Source organism: Shewanella sp. 10N.286.52.A9 (genome assembly GCF_041468985.1).
Classification (GTDB): domain Bacteria; phylum Pseudomonadota; class Gammaproteobacteria; order Enterobacterales; family Shewanellaceae; genus Shewanella; species Shewanella japonica.
Window position 1 is genome coordinate 164,018 of record NZ_JBFRJQ010000004.1, and the last position, 17,257, is coordinate 181,274.

Consider the following 17,257-nt stretch of genomic DNA (forward strand, 5'->3'; position numbering starts at 1 on the left):
TTGTTATATGTCGTCATCATAACAGTTACATCTTTATATCAATTTGTGTGACAAATGCAACGAAACGCAAAAAAAGTTTACGTTTACGTAAAGTGGCAAGCTAAATTGCCACGTAGATCACAAAATTATATGAATCTAACTTTGTTGAGAGTATCGCTAAATGCTATCGTTCTGCAATAAATAATAACAAGCAGTCGTTATTCACTTTTATTCTGACGACTATTTAATCGCACAGCGGAGATCACAAGTGGCTCTATTTAATCATGTATCGTTTGATGACCACGAACAAGTCGTATTTTGTCACGACAAAGAAAGTGGCTTAAAAGCAATTATCGCTATCCATAATACTAACCTAGGCCCTGCAGTGGGCGGTTGTCGTATGTGGAATTATGACTCAGACGACGAGGCAATCAATGACGTGTTGCGTCTATCTCGTGGAATGACTTATAAAAACGCACTTGCTGGTTTAACAATGGGTGGCGGCAAGTCAGTTATCATCGCAGACCCTAAAACTACCGATCGTGAAGCCTTATTCCGCTCATTTGGTCGTTTTATTCACACTTTAGGTGGTAAGTACTACTCTGCTGAAGATGTGGGTACTACCACAGCTGATATTATGATTGCTCATGAAGAAACACCCTATATGGCTGGTCTTGAGGGCAAAAGTGGCGATCCATCTCCATTCACTGCTTTAGGAACGTATTTAGGTATTAAAGCCGCGGTAAAACATCAGCGTGGTCTAGATAGCTTAAAAGGCTTAAAAATTTCGGTACAAGGCGTTGGACATGTTGGTTATTACTTATGTAAGCACCTTCATGAAGATGGCGCTGAACTGATCGTGACTGACATCCACCAAGCTTCTTTAGACCGTGTGGCCACTGAATTTGGCGCTACAGTTGTTGCACCACAAGATATCTATACCCAAGATGTTGATGTTTACGCACCATGTGCACTTGGCGCAACGATCAACGACACGACTATCCCATTGCTTAAAGCAACAATTGTTGCGGGTTGTGCAAATAACCAGTTAGCTGAAGTTCGTCACGGTGAAGTATTAAAAGAGCTAGGCATTTTGTATGCGCCTGATTATGTCATCAATGCTGGCGGTATCATCAATGTTTCTTTCGAAAGTGACTATGATGTAGCTAAAGCCACTGCCAAAGTCGAAGAAATCTATAACACGTTAATCAAAATCTTCGAGCAAGCCGAAAAAGACAACTGCACCACCGGTGATGTTGCTGACGAAATGGCGCGTGAGATCATTAACGCAGCTAAATAATCAACGCACTCATTTTATAAGCCTATTTTTTATAAAATGAGTTACGGTTATGACCTCACTAAAGGGAGCCATCAGGCTCCTTTTTTTATTGGAATTGAATCGCTACTAATCCAGCGTTAACTTTGCTTTAGTTTCTTATATTAGTTTTTATATTAGATACTTTTATTAGATACTTTTATTAGATACTTATATTAGATACTTATATTAGTTATCTATATTCGTTTACTGCCAATGACCAAATTTTGGCTCTTATTGTCTCTTAGAGCCTTACTAAATCTTATCCAAAGTAGCATTGCCTTGCTTAGCCTTGCATTCGTTTAACTCGGCTCCGTTCACTGTAAATTGTCATCCCTTTGACATATTGGCGTCATCTTGAGTTCAAAAACCGCTCCTATGCTAGTTTAGACATTCATCGTTGAGCGATATATCAATGACTCAAAATGCTAAAGATAAGACCGGTTTACATGAACTTACATCTAATCCCACTTCTCACTTCAGCCCTTTTGAACATGCGATTACAACCAGCAAATCCCCTAAATCTAGTGGCAAAGTAAAACAAACTTTCAATGCTTTATGGATTTCAGATGTTCACCTAGGCAGTGTCGATTGCAAAGCAGAATATTTATTGGATCTGCTTAATCAAACTCACACTAATAAGCTTTATTTAGTTGGCGACATCATTGATATCTGGGCACTAAAACGTAAAGTTTATTGGCCTGAAAGTCATAACCTAGTCCTACAAAAGTTAATCCAACTGGCGCAAAGCGGTATCGAAATCAAGTTTATACCAGGCAACCATGATGAAGAGTTTAAAGCTTATAGTAATTTCCAAATATGGGGTATTACCATCACCCGCCAATATATACATGAATGCATAACTGGCGATAAAATTTTAATGTTACATGGCGATCAATTTGATTCAGAAGTGTGTATAAGTCGCACCTACGCCAAACTTGGCGATCATTTATATGATGTTTTGTTATTACTCAATCGTAAATTACATCGTATTAGACACAGCTTAGGCTTTTCGTATTGGTCTTTAGCCAGTTACGTGAAACTCCGAGTCAATAAAGCACAACATGCCATCAGCATGTATCGAGATGCAGTATTGCGCTACGCACAAACACAGCAAGTACAAGCAGTGGTTTGCGGTCATATTCACCAACCAGAATTATCCCAACACAAGAATATCATTTATGCCAACGACGGTGACTGGGTCGAAAATTGTACGCTGATTGCTGAAACCCACAGTGGTGAATTACAGCTGCTTCGCTGGAGTGATGAAGCGTGCACGACCAAAGTCATCAATCAAATCACATTGAGTGAAGCCAGTGCTACTCCAATAAAGCAAAAAGTCGCTTAGCACTGACTATTCACTTCTTATAACAATAAAGGCTATGGACATGATTTTTACAGTAGATAATGTGGTAGAAAAAAACTTACCCAAAATCCACCAAACACCTTGGCTAGCAACACCAACAAAAGCCATGTTGCGTTATTTATTAAACGAAAAACAATGTAATGATATCGCGGCAGAATTCGCTTATTTGAAAGGGGTAGATTTTGTCGAGCATGTACTAGATTGTTTTGATTTCAATTACTCAGTGCCTAGTAATGAAATTGAAAATATTCCCATCGACGGAAGAGTGGTTATTTATGCCAATCACCCTATTGGTTCCCTTGATGCACTCGCTCTCATCAAACTTATTAGCCAAGTTCGACCTGATATCAAAGTCGTCGCGAATGAACTGCTGATGGCACTTGAACCACTACATTCACTGCTGCTTCCCGTGAATAACATGTCCGGTGGTACCCCAAGACAACACTTAGAAAATATTCACTTGCACCTAAAAAATGAAGGCGCTGTATTAATTTTTCCTTCAGGAGAAGTATCAAGACTCAGACCCTCAGGTGTCACTGATTTAAAGTGGCATTCTGGCTTTTTAAAAATGGCCAACTCCTGCAATGCTCCGTTACTGCCAATGTTTGTTGATGCTAAAAACTCACTTTCATTCTATGGCGCTTCAATGATTTATAAGCCACTCGCTAGTTTATTGCTCGTCAAAGAAATGTTTAAACAGCAAAAGCGCACCATGCCAGTACGAATTGGACAGTTAATTCCTAAAGAAGCTATCACTGGCCATGATTTTAATGTCAAAACCAAGGTTCAGTTACTTAAGAATCACCTTTATCGAATTGGAAAGAATCGTCGGCCATTATTTGCTACACAAAAAGCCATTGCCCATCCAGAATCACGAAGCGAACTGCAATCAGCTTTGCAACAATGTGAGATGCTCGGTGAGACTAATGACAATAAACAAATCTTTTTATATCAGCACCAAGGCTGCAATCCAATCATGCGAGAAATTGGCCGATTAAGAGAAATCGCATTTCGTGCCGTGGGGGAAGGTAGCGGCAACAGGCGAGATAACGATCAATATGATCCTTATTATCAGCACCTGGTGTTATGGGATAAGGATGATTTAGAAATTGTAGGATCATATCGTTTTGCAAGTGCTAAGTGGGTTCACGAGCATCAAGGTAAAACGGCCTTATATAGCCAATCATTGTTTCAATATAACGATGAGTTTGCCCCCTACTTTGAAAATGGCTTAGAGCTTGGCCGTAGCTTCGTGCAGCCAAAGTATTGGGGAAAACGAAGCCTAGACTACCTATGGCTTGGTATTGGCGCTTATTTAGCTAAGAATCCACAATTTCGCTATTTATTTGGTCCTGTGTCTATTAGTGACCAAATCTCCGAACAAGCGAAAGAAATGCTTGTCCATTTCTATCAGAAGCAATTCAGTAACCCTGAGGTGTTAGCAATCTCTAATTGCCCTTACCGCTTTACCCAAGATAAACGCCAACAACTCGATGCACTTTATTCCGCTGACGATTACGCATCTAATTTCAAAGTGTTAAAACACACAATGGCGAATATGGGGGCGGCAGTACCGCCACTGTTTAAACAATATGGCGAATTGTGCGAACAAAATGGCGTATCGTTTCTCGACTTTGGTATCGATACTGATTTTGGCAACTGTATTGATGGACTGGTACTTGTTGATGTGCATGCGCTGAAACCTAAAAAGCAGCAACGATACATTAATTACCACTTAACTAAACCATAAAATAACTGTTGAAATAAGCAATGAATTAATCAATCACGATACATGACTCAATTATTCATCATTTGTCGGCTTTTCAATTGTCTGATATAAATAGATTAATTGAAAAGGAGAACAAGATGGTTACTGTTGAGCAAATAATGAGCCACAGAGTAGTCACCGTTGAAATGGATGATCGGTTAGCCACGGCTAAAGATATTTTTGACAATGTACCCTTTCATCACCTTGTGGTGTTAGATGAACATAATCAAGTCTCCGGTATCTTGGCGCGTGCCGATCTGGTTAATGCTATCAGTCCAAATCTTGGCACGGCCGCAGAACTAACTCGAGATATTGAAACACTACAAAAACGTGTCCATCAAGTGATGGCTCACCACCCTATCACTATTCCTCCAGAGTTGGATGTTAACAGTGCTTCAGAACTTATCTTATCTAAAGGGATCACCTGCTTGCCTGTATTAGTGGATAAGGAAATTGTCGGTATTGTGAGTTGGCGTGATCTACTTGCTCTTTATTGTGGTTTAGAGCCCCTGAATGGCGAATAACCATAACTAACTGTTTTATATATAAATAAAACCATATAATTAATGACAAAAAATATTTTATACGTTTCTGTCTAACAATTGCTTGCTCCAAAAATAAAATAAAAAATTTTCTTCAATCTCAACAATCACATACTAATCCATTCAAAAAAACTTCATTTATCTTGGTGGAAAACGTCACATTTGTCTGCTTATCTTAAGGTAGGTTTACACGCCAAGGAGAGATTAATGACAAGTTTTAAATATCATTTAAATCATGAAAAAATCGAATTGCTTGCCAGTGATTGGTTTGGATTAGAGCGTGTTTTAGTTAATGATCAGCTTGTATCAAGTAAAATCAACTTTAGCCAAAGAAGTACTCACCGTATTGAGCTTAAAAATGGCAAACCTTGCCAACTTCAGTTACTCATTGACCCACAAACAGAGCAATTAACCTGTCGTTTATACAATCAAAACCAATTAATTGGGAGTTTAAAACAAGGTAAACAAAGCTTATTGAGCAGTAAGAAAGTATTTGAAGCCAGTGTCATGGTTACGTTTATGAGTGTTTTAGGTCTTTATTGGTTTAGTTAACGGTACCGAATTTACATTGAAGATACACATTAAAAAAGGCTGCGATAAGCAGCCTTAGTGTAGCGATTATATTTGTTTTACTGTTTTTTAGTCGCATAAACTGACAGCGTTTTCTGAAATACACACCAACTGGCTTGTTTGATAGTTTCCACTTCCAGCGGTTACCGTAGTAATATTAAGTTGTTGGCCATCACTATTATCTTTAAGGACTTCTACCGATAAAATTGTGCCATCTCTAGGAATAATTATCCCATCAGCAAAATCACCTACATCCAAGTTTTTATATAGCTTAATGCTTATGGTACCAATAGAACGTGGCTCGATACGGCCTTCGGCAATCACCACACTTTGCTGGTTAGAAAAAGAAAATGCTTTAACATAAGTGCCACCATTTGATGTAGTTAACTCGTGTACTTCGTGGGCATTAACCATAGTTGCGCTGCCATACAACAAAGGCGCAATCATAAAAAACGACAGCATACTGTTTACACGAGAAGTCTTTTTCATATTTTTCATTATTAGCCCTTCCTATCCATGATGCTTAAAAGTACATCAAGTTAACTATCAACAAAACCTTAGCTTAAGCATTGTTCATATTATTACAGTTCGCGAATTTTAAGCATTAAAAAGGCTGCCATATGGCAGCCTTAATCACGAGCGTCAGTGGCAATAGTCTTTAAAAGACTCTTGCAACCAAGCCTTTAAGGTAAAATCCTTCTGGAAATGCACTACCAATAGGATGATCACTTGCTTGGCTCAATCTATCAATAAATTGAACGTCACGCTTTGCATCAAGCGCCGCATCAGCAACCACTTTTTGGAATAAATCAGCGGCCATTAACCCTGAACAAGAGAACGTTAGTAATGTTCCACCCGGATTTAATAACTGCATCGCAATCATATTGATGTCTTTGTAACCACGGCAAGCACCATTCAGTTGTGCTTTATTGTCAGCAAACTTAGGTGGGTCTAGCACAATGACATCAAAGGTTTTACCTTCATCACGATACTGGCGCAGTAACTTAAACACATCAGCTTCATGGTAATTAACGTGATCATCATTAAAGCCGTTTATTTCCATATTTAATCGCGCGGTATCTAACGCAAGTTTAGAGACATCGACATTTTCAATGCTCGCTGCGCCGCCTTTTGCAGCATACAAACCGAAGGTACCTGTATAGCAAAAGCAATTAAGCACTGACTTATTTTTTACGAAGCGTGCTGCAATAGCGCGGTTATCACGTTGATCTAAATAAAAACCCGTTTTATGCCCTTTTGTCACATCAACAGAAATTTTTATACCATTTTCTTCAATTACCACTGGCATTACTGGTAATTCACCGTGCAATAAACCGGTGACAGGCTTTAAACCTTCTTTCTTACGAGAGTCGACATCAGAACGCTCGTAAATGGCACAATCAGGATAGAGTTCTGCTAATACCTCAACTAAAGTATCACGCCAGTAATCAGCCCCTGTGCTCAGTAATTGACAGACTAAAACATTCGCGTACTTATCAATGGTAATACCCGGTAAGCCATCTGATTCCGCAGCAATAAGACGATAGCCGGTAAGGCCTTGTTCTTCAATTAATGCATCACGCCCCAATTGAGCACGCTGAATACGACGAACAAAAAAGTCTTTATCGATTTGTTCTTCTTTATCAAACGTCCAAACACGCACTTGAATTTGTGATTCAGGTGACCAAGCACCACGGCCTAACCAATGACCATCATGAGCGACAACATCAACGGTTTCACCTGCTTGTGGTTTACCTTTTATGTTATGTATACCACTTGCAAATACCCAAGGGTGCTTACGTTCAAGTGATTTTTCACGCTTAGGTCTAAGCTTGATTCTGATTGCCATGATGGTGCCTTTTTAAAATTGGGATAAGGATAATAAGGATCCTGTATAGGGAACGCAAGTTAGAATCTAAAAATTATAGCTTGAAATTGAATGTCATACACTCGAGGCAACTCATCGAAAATCAGTAACATCAACTTGCAGTTAACTAAAATCCAAATCAAATGGTTATTATAACGTGGTGGGTAATTAAATATAAAAATGCTACTCATAATTGAGTAGCATTCTAAAGAAATATTTCACAGAGTTAACTATCTCAAACAGTGAAATAATTAAGGATGATATGTAAATAACCTTATAAGCAATATTTTATTAAAATCAATGACTATTGTTTTAATAATAGTAAAGTAAATAACTGTGATTGACTCAATAATGTAATATCTTGAGGCTCGCCATCAACTGACAAAGATAGCACTGGATTTTGTAAAAAGTCTTTTGCATCATCAGCTGAATACAACTCAGGTAAATCTAGATGATACTGCTCATTACCTTCGACATTTAGCTTAAGATAAAGTGGTTCAGACTTAACCCAATGCCCTGAGTCATCGGCGTTATCTTGAAACAGATCGCTATAGCTCACTTCAATTAATTGCTCCCCAGGGATAAGATCCACTTCACGCTGAAATTCGATAACAACACCATTCACACTATCAACATCTAAATCATCATGAAACGTAATGCTTGATGACTGAGCCGTAAAACTGGTTAGCATAAAACTAAAAGCGGTCAAAATCATTATTTTGGTATTCATATTTCACTCCAATTAATATCTTCTTATTCCACTTGGCACAAAACACTGCACCGGTTAAATAAAGAGACCTTAAAATGAAAATTAAAATTTCATTTTTTAGATTTATTTTATAAATCTATAAAATATGAGGAAAAAGATATTATAAAAACCATCTATCTATATGAGTAAAAATCAAAAAATATTTTTTTATTTTTTTAAAATTTAATTCTAATCCAGTATTCTTTGATTTAATGCAAAGAAACCAACAAGCTTTAACACTAAGGTTACCTAGGTAACAAATATTCAAGATTGATAGAGGTAAGTTGTTGATGTTAAGTAATCACACGACAGCAGGTTCACGTGTAGCAGGTTCGAAATCAGATGAGTAAGTCATACAAAAGAAGAGTAACTTGCATTCATTGTGACGCAGAAATTGTGGATTTTTCATCCATGTGTCATTGCAAAAAACGTCATATCATGTTTTCCAAACTGACTATTACCATACTGGGCACATTGAGTGTACTCATGGCTATTACCACAAGCCTTTTTTGGCTTGATGTAATTTGCCATCCTTTTAGTTTTCCTGAGCACAACTCAATCACTTATGTATTAGCAGCAGGCTGTTTTTTGGTTAGTTGGTACTGCAGTCTTAAATGGTGTAAAGACACAATTAAAACGGCCAAAAAATCGTCTTAAACTAACAGTGAAGTCTGCCTTAAAAAACGTTTCATCTACTGATTAAAATGTTTTTTAGATAAGCTCATTTGACTAATTTGTTTATCAAAATACACCTTTAAAAAATCGAGTAATAAACGTAATTTTTTTGAGTCAGCCGCCCCAGGCGGGAATACACCATAAATATTAATATCGGATAAATGGTAATCATCGAGCACGGTTTCAAGGGTTCCTTGCTTAACCTTAGGCCAAGCATCATAAGTCGGCACCCTTCCTATACCATGTCCTCCTTCAATAAAGGCTGTTCGTGCTGAAGCATTATTTGTGGTTATCGAGCCTTTCATTTCAATGCTGAACGATCGAGCACCTTTCTTCAGCTCCAACACTTTTTTAAGAGGTTTATAGATAACCCAATCATGTGAGCTAAGATCAGCCGGCGAACTCGGGCGTCCGTTACGCTCAAAGTAATCAGGAGAACCGCACAAACAAGTCGTTAATACACAGAGTTTTGTAGCTTGTAAACTTGAATCAACTAATGGCGCACCTCTAATCGCTAAATCAAACCCTTGATTTATGATATTGACAATTTCATCAGTCAACATGACATCAAGTTCAATTTTGGGGTACAGCACTTTAAATTCATTCAAGGCTGGCACTATGGTTTCAAGCCCAGCATTAACCGGACAAGTAATACGAATTAGCCCTACGGGCTCACTTTTCATATTTTCAATTTGTCGATTCGCATTAAAAGCTTGCTCAGCAATCACTTTACATGACTGATAATAGGCTTTGCCCTCTTCGGTTAGGCTGATGCTTCTTGTTGAGCGGTTAAGTAACTTTACTGATAAATGCGCTTCAAGCTTTTTTAAATGATAGCTCACCACAGCACGAGATAAGCCGATGTGCTTTGCCGCGCCACTCAAGCTACCTTGCTCCACTACTTGTGAAAAAACCACCATGCTCTTTAACTGTTCAAACGATACGTTCACTTAACAATACTCCGCTTAAAACCTTCCGACTATTGTATCAATTAATTAAACAATGAAGTCAAAAATATCTGCATTGTACGAATCTAAATGTATTTCTATACTGTGTTGCATTATTCAGAGCCTCATTACACAAACTTGTTTAAGGGAATATCATGACTCAAGCAACACAAACCACCAAAAAAGTATTAATGGTGCTAACTTCACATGACAAGTTAGGCGATACAGGTGAAAAAACCGGATTTTGGATTGAAGAGTTTGCAGCACCATATTATGTATTTGCCGATGCTGGCTATGAAGTCGTTTTAGCCTCTCCTCTTGGTGGACAGCCGCCTATTGATCCCAAAAGTGAATTAGCTGATTTTCAAACAGAGGACACTCACCGTTTTGACAACGACGAGCAGCTTAAATCATTGCTGGCTAACACTCATGTATTATCTAGCATAAATCCAGCAGAGTTTGATGGCGTATTTTATCCGGGCGGACATGGGCCATTATGGGATTTAGCTGACAATGCAGATTCAATCTCACTGATTAACCAATTTGTGGTTCAAAATAAACCTATCGCAGCAGTTTGCCACGCCACAGCAGTGTTATTAAATGTCAAAGACCAAAACGGTAAGCATCTTGTCGCTGATAAAGCCGTAACAGGCTTCACGAACTCAGAAGAAGACGCTGTCCAATTAACGGATATTGTGCCATTTTTATTAGAAGATGAACTTATCGCCCGTGGTGCTGATTACCAAAAAGCGGCAGATTGGCATGCTTTCTCCGTACAAGATGGCTTACTCATAACAGGTCAAAATCCTGCTAGCTCATCATTAACAGCACAAAAGTTGATTAGCCAGCTCAATGCATAACCGTCAATTAGTCTTGATCCCCACTGTGTAATACAGTGCATCACTTTATTATCAGGAACGACACATGTTAAATTTTTCTTTTCAAAACAATACAAAAATTTTATTTGGTGAAAACCAAATCAGCGCAATCAGCCAAGAAATCCCAGCAGATGCCAAAGTATTAATGGTTTATGGTGGCGGGTCGATTAAGTCAAATGGCGTATACCAACAAGTCACCGAAGCACTTAAAGACCATACTTGGTTTGAGTTCTCTGGTGTTGAGCCTAACCCGCAATACGATACGTTAATGAAAGCGCAAGCCATCATTGAAGCGGAAAATATTGATTACCTCCTAGCAGTAGGCGGTGGTTCAGTCGTTGATGGCGTTAAATTTATAGCCGCTGCTGCAAAATTTGAAGGCCAAGATCCTTGGGATATCGTTGCAAAAGGTGCAAGTGTTAAACAAGCACTGCCAATCGGTGCAGTCTTAACACTGCCAGCGACAGGTTCAGAGTCTAATGGCGGCTCCGTTATTACTCGTGATGGTAATAAACTGCCATTTGGTAGCCCATTAGTCAGACCATTATTTGCTGTACTCGATCCTTCAGTGACGCTATCACTGTCAGATCGACAAATTAGTAATGGGGTTATTGATGCTTACATTCATATTATGGAGCAATACTTAACTTACAGCGTCAACGGTAAAGTACAAGACAGATTCAGTGAAGGTTTACTGCAAACCTTAATTGAAGAAGGCCCTAAAGCACTGGCTGCCGATACAAAACAAGATCTTGAAGTCAGAGCTAATATCATGTGGTCAGCCACCATGGCACTTAATGGCTTAATTGGTGCCGGCGTACCACAAGATTGGTCGACTCACATGATTGGTCATGAATTAACAGCCAGCCACGGTATTGATCATGCACGTACTTTATCAATTGTGTTACCTGCGGTAATGAAAGTGCGCCGAGAACAAAAACATGACAAGCTAGTTCAATATGCTGAACGTGTATTTGGCATCACTACAGGCACTGATAAGCAAAAAATTGATCAAGCGATTCTTGCAACAGAAGCGTTCTTTAAACGAATGCAAGTGCCAATTCGTTTAGGAGATATTGATTTAGGTACAGATCAAGTCGATGTAATGGTTAACGCCCTTGAAAAACACGGTATGACAAAACTAGGTGAACATGGTGATATTGATTTAACTGTCAGCCGAGAAATACTAACGACAGCGTTATAAATGATTTAACTTAATTGAACACAGATTTTTACTCTGTTGTGACTAAAAGCTAGCATCTTGCTAGCTTTTGTTTTTTATACTGTTTTAATATTTTAATCGCCACTGAAAGAAGTGTGATCTAGTGTTGAAATTTTCAATTAATTCATCAAATGTGGAATATTGATGAATTTAAATAGTAAACGAAAGACTCAGGTTGGCTTACTATATTCTACACTTGAAGAATTATTCATACATTAGTGCTTACCGATGCCCATTCTTAAAAAAACTGCTGGTAGACCGTTAACTCAGGTCGATAATCGCAATGCATTAATCGAAGCTGCTCGCGTACTCTTTGTTGAAAGTGATTACGACAAAGTCTCTGTACGTGCGATTGCACAGCAAGCGAATGTTGACGCCAGTCTGATCCGTTATTATTTTCAATCCAAATTGGGCTTATTCAGTGAAATGCTAAAAGAAACATTAGCACCACTGACGCAAAAAATATCTCAAACTAACAAAGCAATGATCCACAACTCACCAGAAGAAATACTTAGCACTTATTACAGTATGATGAGTCAAAACCCAGATTTTCCGAAGCTCATTTATCGCACTGCAAGTTTGCCTGACTCACCGCAAAATCGTGAACTACAAGCAAGGCTATTAACCTTAATGCCATCACCTAAATTCGCCATCATAGACAAAATTAAAGATGCCGATATTTTAAAAGCGGATGTTGATGTAATGTGCGCCAAAATGAGTTTTATTAGCTTACTGATTTTCCCTTTTTTGATGCCTGAGCTATTTAAAAAAGCCGTAGGCATTGAAACCTCACCTGAATTTATGCAAAAGCTTGCGAAGCACAATGCATCACTTTTACGTCATGGGCTTTTTGCCGATGGCAACCAACCAAGCCAGGACTGCAAAAAATGACCAGCTTAAAAAGACGTTATGTTTTCCCGGGGATTGCTGCCGGATTTATTATTTTATTTATCGCTATTGCAATGCGCTCATCGCCTGAACTGGAAGCAGGTCATGACAAATCTCGTTTAGTTGAAGTCATTAATCTCGACAAACAACAAAGTATGCCAGTGATTAAAGCGTATGGCAGAGTCGCGCCCAAGCACAGTTGGCAAGGTATTGCCGAGGTTGGTGGTAAAATTATTTATCGTCACCCAGAACTTGAAACTGGCCGCTTAATTAAAGCTGGCACCTTAGTATTAGCTATTGATCCACTCGAATACGAACTTAAATTGGCACAAGCTGAAGCTAATGTGAATGCCGCAGAGGCGCAGTTAATTCAGTTAAACCAAAAAGAAGTTAACCTTGAAACCAGTTTGCAAATTGAAAAGCAAAAACTCACGTTAGTGGATCAAGAGTACCAGCGTAAACAAGCGCTTAATGTGAAAAATCTTATATCTAAGTCAGAACTCGAAACCCAAAAGCAAGCATTACTTGCCCAGCGTAACCTAGTTCAAGACTTAAACAGCAGCTTGAGTTTACTGCCCGATGATAGAAAAGTAACCCAAGCTCAAGTCAAAGTTAACCAAGCCTTACTGAATGATGCACAGCGGCAACTCAACAATACCCGCTTTACCCTGCCCTTTGACGCCCGTATTGCTGAGGTGAACATAGAGCGAGCTCAAGCGGTGACGAATGGTTCGGTGTTATTTGAAGCCCACCAGCTCGGCGCTGTAGAAATCAAAGCCGAGCTCTCTTTGCCAGATGCTGAAACACTGATTAGCAGCATCTCTGGGATCCCACGTGATACAGCATCATTGCCATCAATCGAAAAAGTCAACTTTGATGCTTATGTTGAAATCAACATGGGACAAAAACATCACCAGTGGCAAGCAAAGCTCACTCGTATAGCCGATACCATTAATCCGGATCAAGCAACCATAGGCTTTTACCTTGAAGTTGAACAAGACTTTAATGATATGGATCTGGTAAAACGCCCACCATTAACCAATGGCATGTTTGTTACAGCTTATATCCATGGCTACCCGTCAGAGCAATTTGTTATCCCTGAAAAAGCCCTCCATGGCGACCAAATCTATGTCATGGATCTTGAAGGAAAACTACAGATTATTAAGGTTAAAGTGGTATATCGCACTGATAAGGGCGTCGCAATCGAAAGCCAGTCAACAACTGCACCATTAACTCAAAACATGCAAATCGTTACTAACGATCTTATTCCTGCCATTGCAGGCATGAGTTTAAAAGTGGCACAACAAAACAGTCAAAGTGATGAGGAGTTAAACCAGTGATTAACTTTTTCACTCGACATCCAACCATCGCAAACTTAATGATGCTGGCGTTTTTTGTTGTCGGCCTAAGTAGTATTGGCAAAATTAAGCGAGAAACATTCCCAGAGTTTAGCCCGCCTTACATTATTGCCAGTGTCGTTTATCCTGGCGCCTCTCCTGCAGAGGTTGAAGAAAGCTTATGTTTGAGAATGGAAGATGCCATTGATGGCCTAAGCGACATTGAAGAAACTAAATGTGATGCACAAGAAGGCTTTGCCTCTCTTACCGTTAAGCTCACAGGTGATGCCGATATGGGCCGCAGTTTAGTCGATATTCAGACTGAAATTAACGCCATTAAAGACTTCCCATCACAAATTGACCCACCGACCGTCAAAGAGCTTGATTGGGCAGAACCTGTCGTCGATATTGCTATTGCAGCCGATGCCAGTTTGCCTCACTTAAAGTCTTACGCTGAAGATTTAAAACGACGGTTAAAGATTGATGCAGGGGTAAATTTAGTCACGGTATCAGGCTTTTCAGATCATCAAATCCGAGTCGAGCTAAACGAGGCTGACATAAGACGTTTAGGACTTACTGTGGCGGAAGTCGCCGACAAAGTTGGCCGTCAGAACGTTCAAATGCCAGCAGGCAGCGTAGAGTTATCAGATAAAAACTTATTGATCCGTTTTGATGAGCGGCAAATTACCCCAGATAATTTGGGTAAAATAATCGTATCATCAAACCCTGAAGGCGGTGTGGTTCGCTTACGTGACATCGCTAAAATTGAAGACTTATTTGAACTAGAAGAAGAGCACACCATATTTAATGGTAAAGCTGCAGCGGTATTAAAAGTTCAAAAAAATAAAGCTGATGATGCTTTGCGCATTAAAGAGCGTGTCACCGAGTTTGTGGCTCAAGAGCAACTCGTCGCCCCTGATGGCGTAACGCTCACGCTCACAAATGATATGTCATCATTGCTTCAAGACAGATTATCCATGCTGCTTAAGAATGGCTGGCAAGGGATCATCTTAGTGTTCTTTTCAATGTGGCTGTTTTTCTCGTTACGTTATTCTTTTTGGGTGTCCGCAGGTCTGCCTGTCGCCTTCATGGGCGGGTTATTTTTAATGTGGGTGTTTGGCGTATCCATTAACATCATGAGCCTAGTCGGTTTGTTGATGGCTATTGGTATCATGATGGATGATGCCATTGTGATCGCAGAGTCAGTTGCTGCCCATGTAGAAAAAGGCTTACCCATTAATGATGCTGTCACTCAAGGAGTTAAAAAAGTCGCACCAGGGGTATTCTCATCCTTTTTAACGACAGTGTTTATTTTTGGCAGTTTGTTGTGGCTCGACGGCCAAATGGGCGATGTACTATCCGTTGTACCACTCGTCTTAATTATGGTGCTCAGCGTCAGTTTGATTGAAGCATTTTTGATTTTACCGAACCATTTAAGCCACTCATTAAAATCAAATAAACAAGAAAAACCACCGCTTAAATTTAAGCGTGTCTTTTTAGAAAAATTTGAGCATTTTCGTAATAACAATTTAGTTGAAGCTGTCACCTTTGTGGTTAAGTGGCGTTATGCAAGCCTGGGGGCAACCTTAGGTTTACTCTTTGTCTCTATTGCCCTAGTTGCCGGCGGCGCTGTGAAATTTGTTGGCTTCCCTGAACTTGATGGTGATATCGCTGAAGCGCGCATTATATTGCCGCCAGGCTCAACACTGGATCAAACCAAACAAGTGGTCGAAAAGTTAGTCGCCAGTGCGAATAAAATAGGTGACCGTTATACCAAAGAGAATCAAGAAGACTCAAATTTGATTCGCTATATCACCGAACAATACAACATGAACGCCGATGCCGGTGAATCAGGTCCCCACGTTGCAACAGTCAGGTTAGATTTATTGTCAGCGGAGACTCGAGAAAGCTTAATCGATGACTTTATTCGAGATTGGCGTCTAGAAAGTGGAGACATCGCTGAGCCATTATCGCTCGTCTTTAAGCAACCAAGTATGGGGCCTGCTGGGCGTGATGTGGAAGTCAGACTTCAACATGATGACTTAGAATTACTTAAAATGGCCTCAGTCGATCTGCAATCTTATTTAAGCCAGTTCTCAGGCGTAAATGGTATTTTGGACGACATGCGCCCTGGTAAAGAAGAAGTGCTCGTTAAACTGCGTGACGGCGCAGAAAATTTCGGTGTCGATGGCGAGATGATCGCATCACAACTGCGCGCAGCTTACTTTGGGCAAACTGCCGATGACGTGCAAGCAGGACCCGAAAACATTGAAATTCAAGTACGCCTAAATAAACAACAAGCAGGGAATTTACAGGCATTAGCCAACTTTCCTATTATGCTTAGTGATGGGAGTCAGCTGCCACTTAATGCTGTCGCTACATTGAATTATGAGCGCTCTTACGTACGTATACAGCGAATTGAAAGTCAGCGCACCGTAACCGTAATGGCTGATATTGATAATGCTAAAGCCAATGGTAGTGAGATTGTCAGCAAAGTACGTAATGAATATGCCAATGAATTACGGGAAAAATACCCAGGTTTACGAGTGGACTATGAAGGTGCGGCTAAAGAAACCGCTAAAACTGGAGCCTCGTTCATGCAAGGTTTCATCATTGGCTTATTTGGCTTGTTCGCCATTTTAAGTTTTCAATTCAGAAGTTACTTAGAACCATTTGTGGTGATGTTAGCCATCCCACTTGCCTTAATTGGGGTATTCTGGGGACACTTATTAACAGGTCACAGCTTATCAATGCCATCAATTTTAGGCTTTGTTTCATTAGCTGGTATTGTCGTCAACGACTCCATATTATTGGTGCAATACATAAGGCACCACGTTGATATAGGTGATGACATTCAAGAAGCAGTAGTCAAAGCGAGCCGAGATAGGTTTAGAGCGGTATTTTTAACATCGCTTACTACAGCTGCAGGGTTACTGCCATTACTGATGGAAACCTCATTACAGGCGCAAGTCGTAAAACCGATTGTAATCTCTATTGTGTTTGGTATTTTCACCTCTACCTTATTGGTATTATTTATTATACCAAGTGCTTATGCCGTATTAGCTGACTTTAATCTCGTGCATAAGCATGAAGAATTGTCAGCCTAAACAAACCATAAGCTCAAACTGACAAGAAACAAAAGGCCGTTAATGACA

14 protein-coding genes are annotated in these 17,257 nt (G+C 39.7%); 10 read left to right on the top strand and 4 right to left on the bottom strand.

Annotated elements, in window-relative coordinates; all coding sequences use genetic code 11:
• The first annotated feature begins 247 nt into the window (after window positions 1-247).
• The 5 genes from AB4128_RS03255 to AB4128_RS03275 all read left to right on the top strand — a co-directional run bounded on the left by AB4128_RS03255 (window position 248) and on the right by AB4128_RS03275 (window position 5,522).
• Window positions 248-1,279 (top strand): Glu/Leu/Phe/Val dehydrogenase dimerization domain-containing protein, encoded by a 1,032-nt coding sequence (locus tag AB4128_RS03255; protein ID WP_372036794.1) that lies wholly within the window; start codon window positions 248-250, stop codon window positions 1,277-1,279.
• A 430-nt stretch (window positions 1,280-1,709) separates the two neighbouring features.
• Window positions 1,710-2,642, top strand: coding sequence for a UDP-2,3-diacylglucosamine diphosphatase (locus AB4128_RS03260; RefSeq protein WP_372036796.1), 933 nt, complete (start codon window positions 1,710-1,712; stop codon window positions 2,640-2,642).
• Between the two features lie 40 nt (window positions 2,643-2,682).
• Window positions 2,683-4,410 (top strand): GNAT family N-acyltransferase, encoded by a 1,728-nt coding sequence (locus AB4128_RS03265; protein WP_372036798.1) that lies wholly within the window; start codon window positions 2,683-2,685, stop codon window positions 4,408-4,410.
• A gap of 116 nt (window positions 4,411-4,526) precedes the next feature.
• The gene (locus tag AB4128_RS03270; protein ID WP_372036800.1) at window positions 4,527-4,952 is read left to right on the top strand and encodes a CBS domain-containing protein; all 426 of its coding nucleotides are present in this window, start codon (window positions 4,527-4,529) and stop codon (window positions 4,950-4,952) included.
• 225 nt (window positions 4,953-5,177) lie between these two features.
• On the top strand, window positions 5,178-5,522 hold the full coding sequence (locus tag AB4128_RS03275) for a hypothetical protein (protein WP_192022796.1): 345 nt from the start codon (window positions 5,178-5,180) through the stop codon (window positions 5,520-5,522).
• Between the two features lie 87 nt (window positions 5,523-5,609).
• Here the strand turns inward: AB4128_RS03275 and AB4128_RS03280 are convergent, their stop codons facing one another.
• The 4 genes from AB4128_RS03280 to AB4128_RS03295 all read right to left on the bottom strand — a co-directional run bounded on the left by AB4128_RS03280 (window position 5,610) and on the right by AB4128_RS03295 (window position 9,780).
• Window positions 5,610-6,038, bottom strand: coding sequence for a PliI family lysozyme inhibitor of I-type lysozyme (locus tag AB4128_RS03280; RefSeq protein ID WP_372036802.1), 429 nt, complete (start codon window positions 6,036-6,038; stop codon window positions 5,610-5,612).
• A gap of 160 nt (window positions 6,039-6,198) precedes the next feature.
• A complete protein-coding gene (locus tag AB4128_RS03285) occupies window positions 6,199-7,389 on the bottom strand; it encodes a class I SAM-dependent rRNA methyltransferase (protein ID WP_065107949.1) in 1,191 nt (396 codons plus the stop codon).
• Window positions 7,390-7,711: 322 nt separating this feature from the next.
• Window positions 7,712-8,137, bottom strand: a complete 426-nt coding sequence (locus AB4128_RS03290; protein ID WP_055023226.1) for a DUF2057 family protein — start codon at window positions 8,135-8,137, stop codon at window positions 7,712-7,714.
• Between the two features lie 710 nt (window positions 8,138-8,847).
• Window positions 8,848-9,780, bottom strand: coding sequence for a LysR family transcriptional regulator (locus AB4128_RS03295; RefSeq protein WP_192022798.1), 933 nt, complete (start codon window positions 9,778-9,780; stop codon window positions 8,848-8,850).
• A 152-nt stretch (window positions 9,781-9,932) separates the two neighbouring features.
• On the opposite strand from AB4128_RS03295, the gene AB4128_RS03300 reads away from it, so the two are divergent.
• The 5 genes from AB4128_RS03300 (at window position 9,933) to AB4128_RS03320 (ending at window position 17,209) form a co-directional block, all read left to right on the top strand.
• On the top strand, window positions 9,933-10,637 hold the full coding sequence (locus tag AB4128_RS03300) for a type 1 glutamine amidotransferase domain-containing protein (RefSeq protein WP_372036805.1): 705 nt from the start codon (window positions 9,933-9,935) through the stop codon (window positions 10,635-10,637).
• A 64-nt stretch (window positions 10,638-10,701) separates the two neighbouring features.
• The gene (locus tag AB4128_RS03305; protein WP_372036807.1) at window positions 10,702-11,859 is read left to right on the top strand and encodes an iron-containing alcohol dehydrogenase; all 1,158 of its coding nucleotides are present in this window, start codon (window positions 10,702-10,704) and stop codon (window positions 11,857-11,859) included.
• A gap of 246 nt (window positions 11,860-12,105) precedes the next feature.
• Window positions 12,106-12,768, top strand: a complete 663-nt coding sequence (locus AB4128_RS03310) for a TetR family transcriptional regulator (RefSeq protein WP_299569427.1) — start codon at window positions 12,106-12,108, stop codon at window positions 12,766-12,768.
• Complete coding sequence (locus tag AB4128_RS03315) at window positions 12,765-14,105, top strand: efflux RND transporter periplasmic adaptor subunit (protein ID WP_372036810.1); 1,341 nt, start codon at window positions 12,765-12,767, stop codon at window positions 14,103-14,105. The genes AB4128_RS03310 and AB4128_RS03315 overlap by 4 nt, the downstream gene beginning before the upstream one ends.
• Entirely contained in the window at window positions 14,102-17,209 is a 3,108-nt protein-coding gene (locus AB4128_RS03320) for an efflux RND transporter permease subunit (protein ID WP_372036812.1), read from the top strand. The genes AB4128_RS03315 and AB4128_RS03320 overlap by 4 nt, the downstream gene beginning before the upstream one ends.
• The last annotated feature ends 48 nt before the right edge of the window (window positions 17,210-17,257 follow it).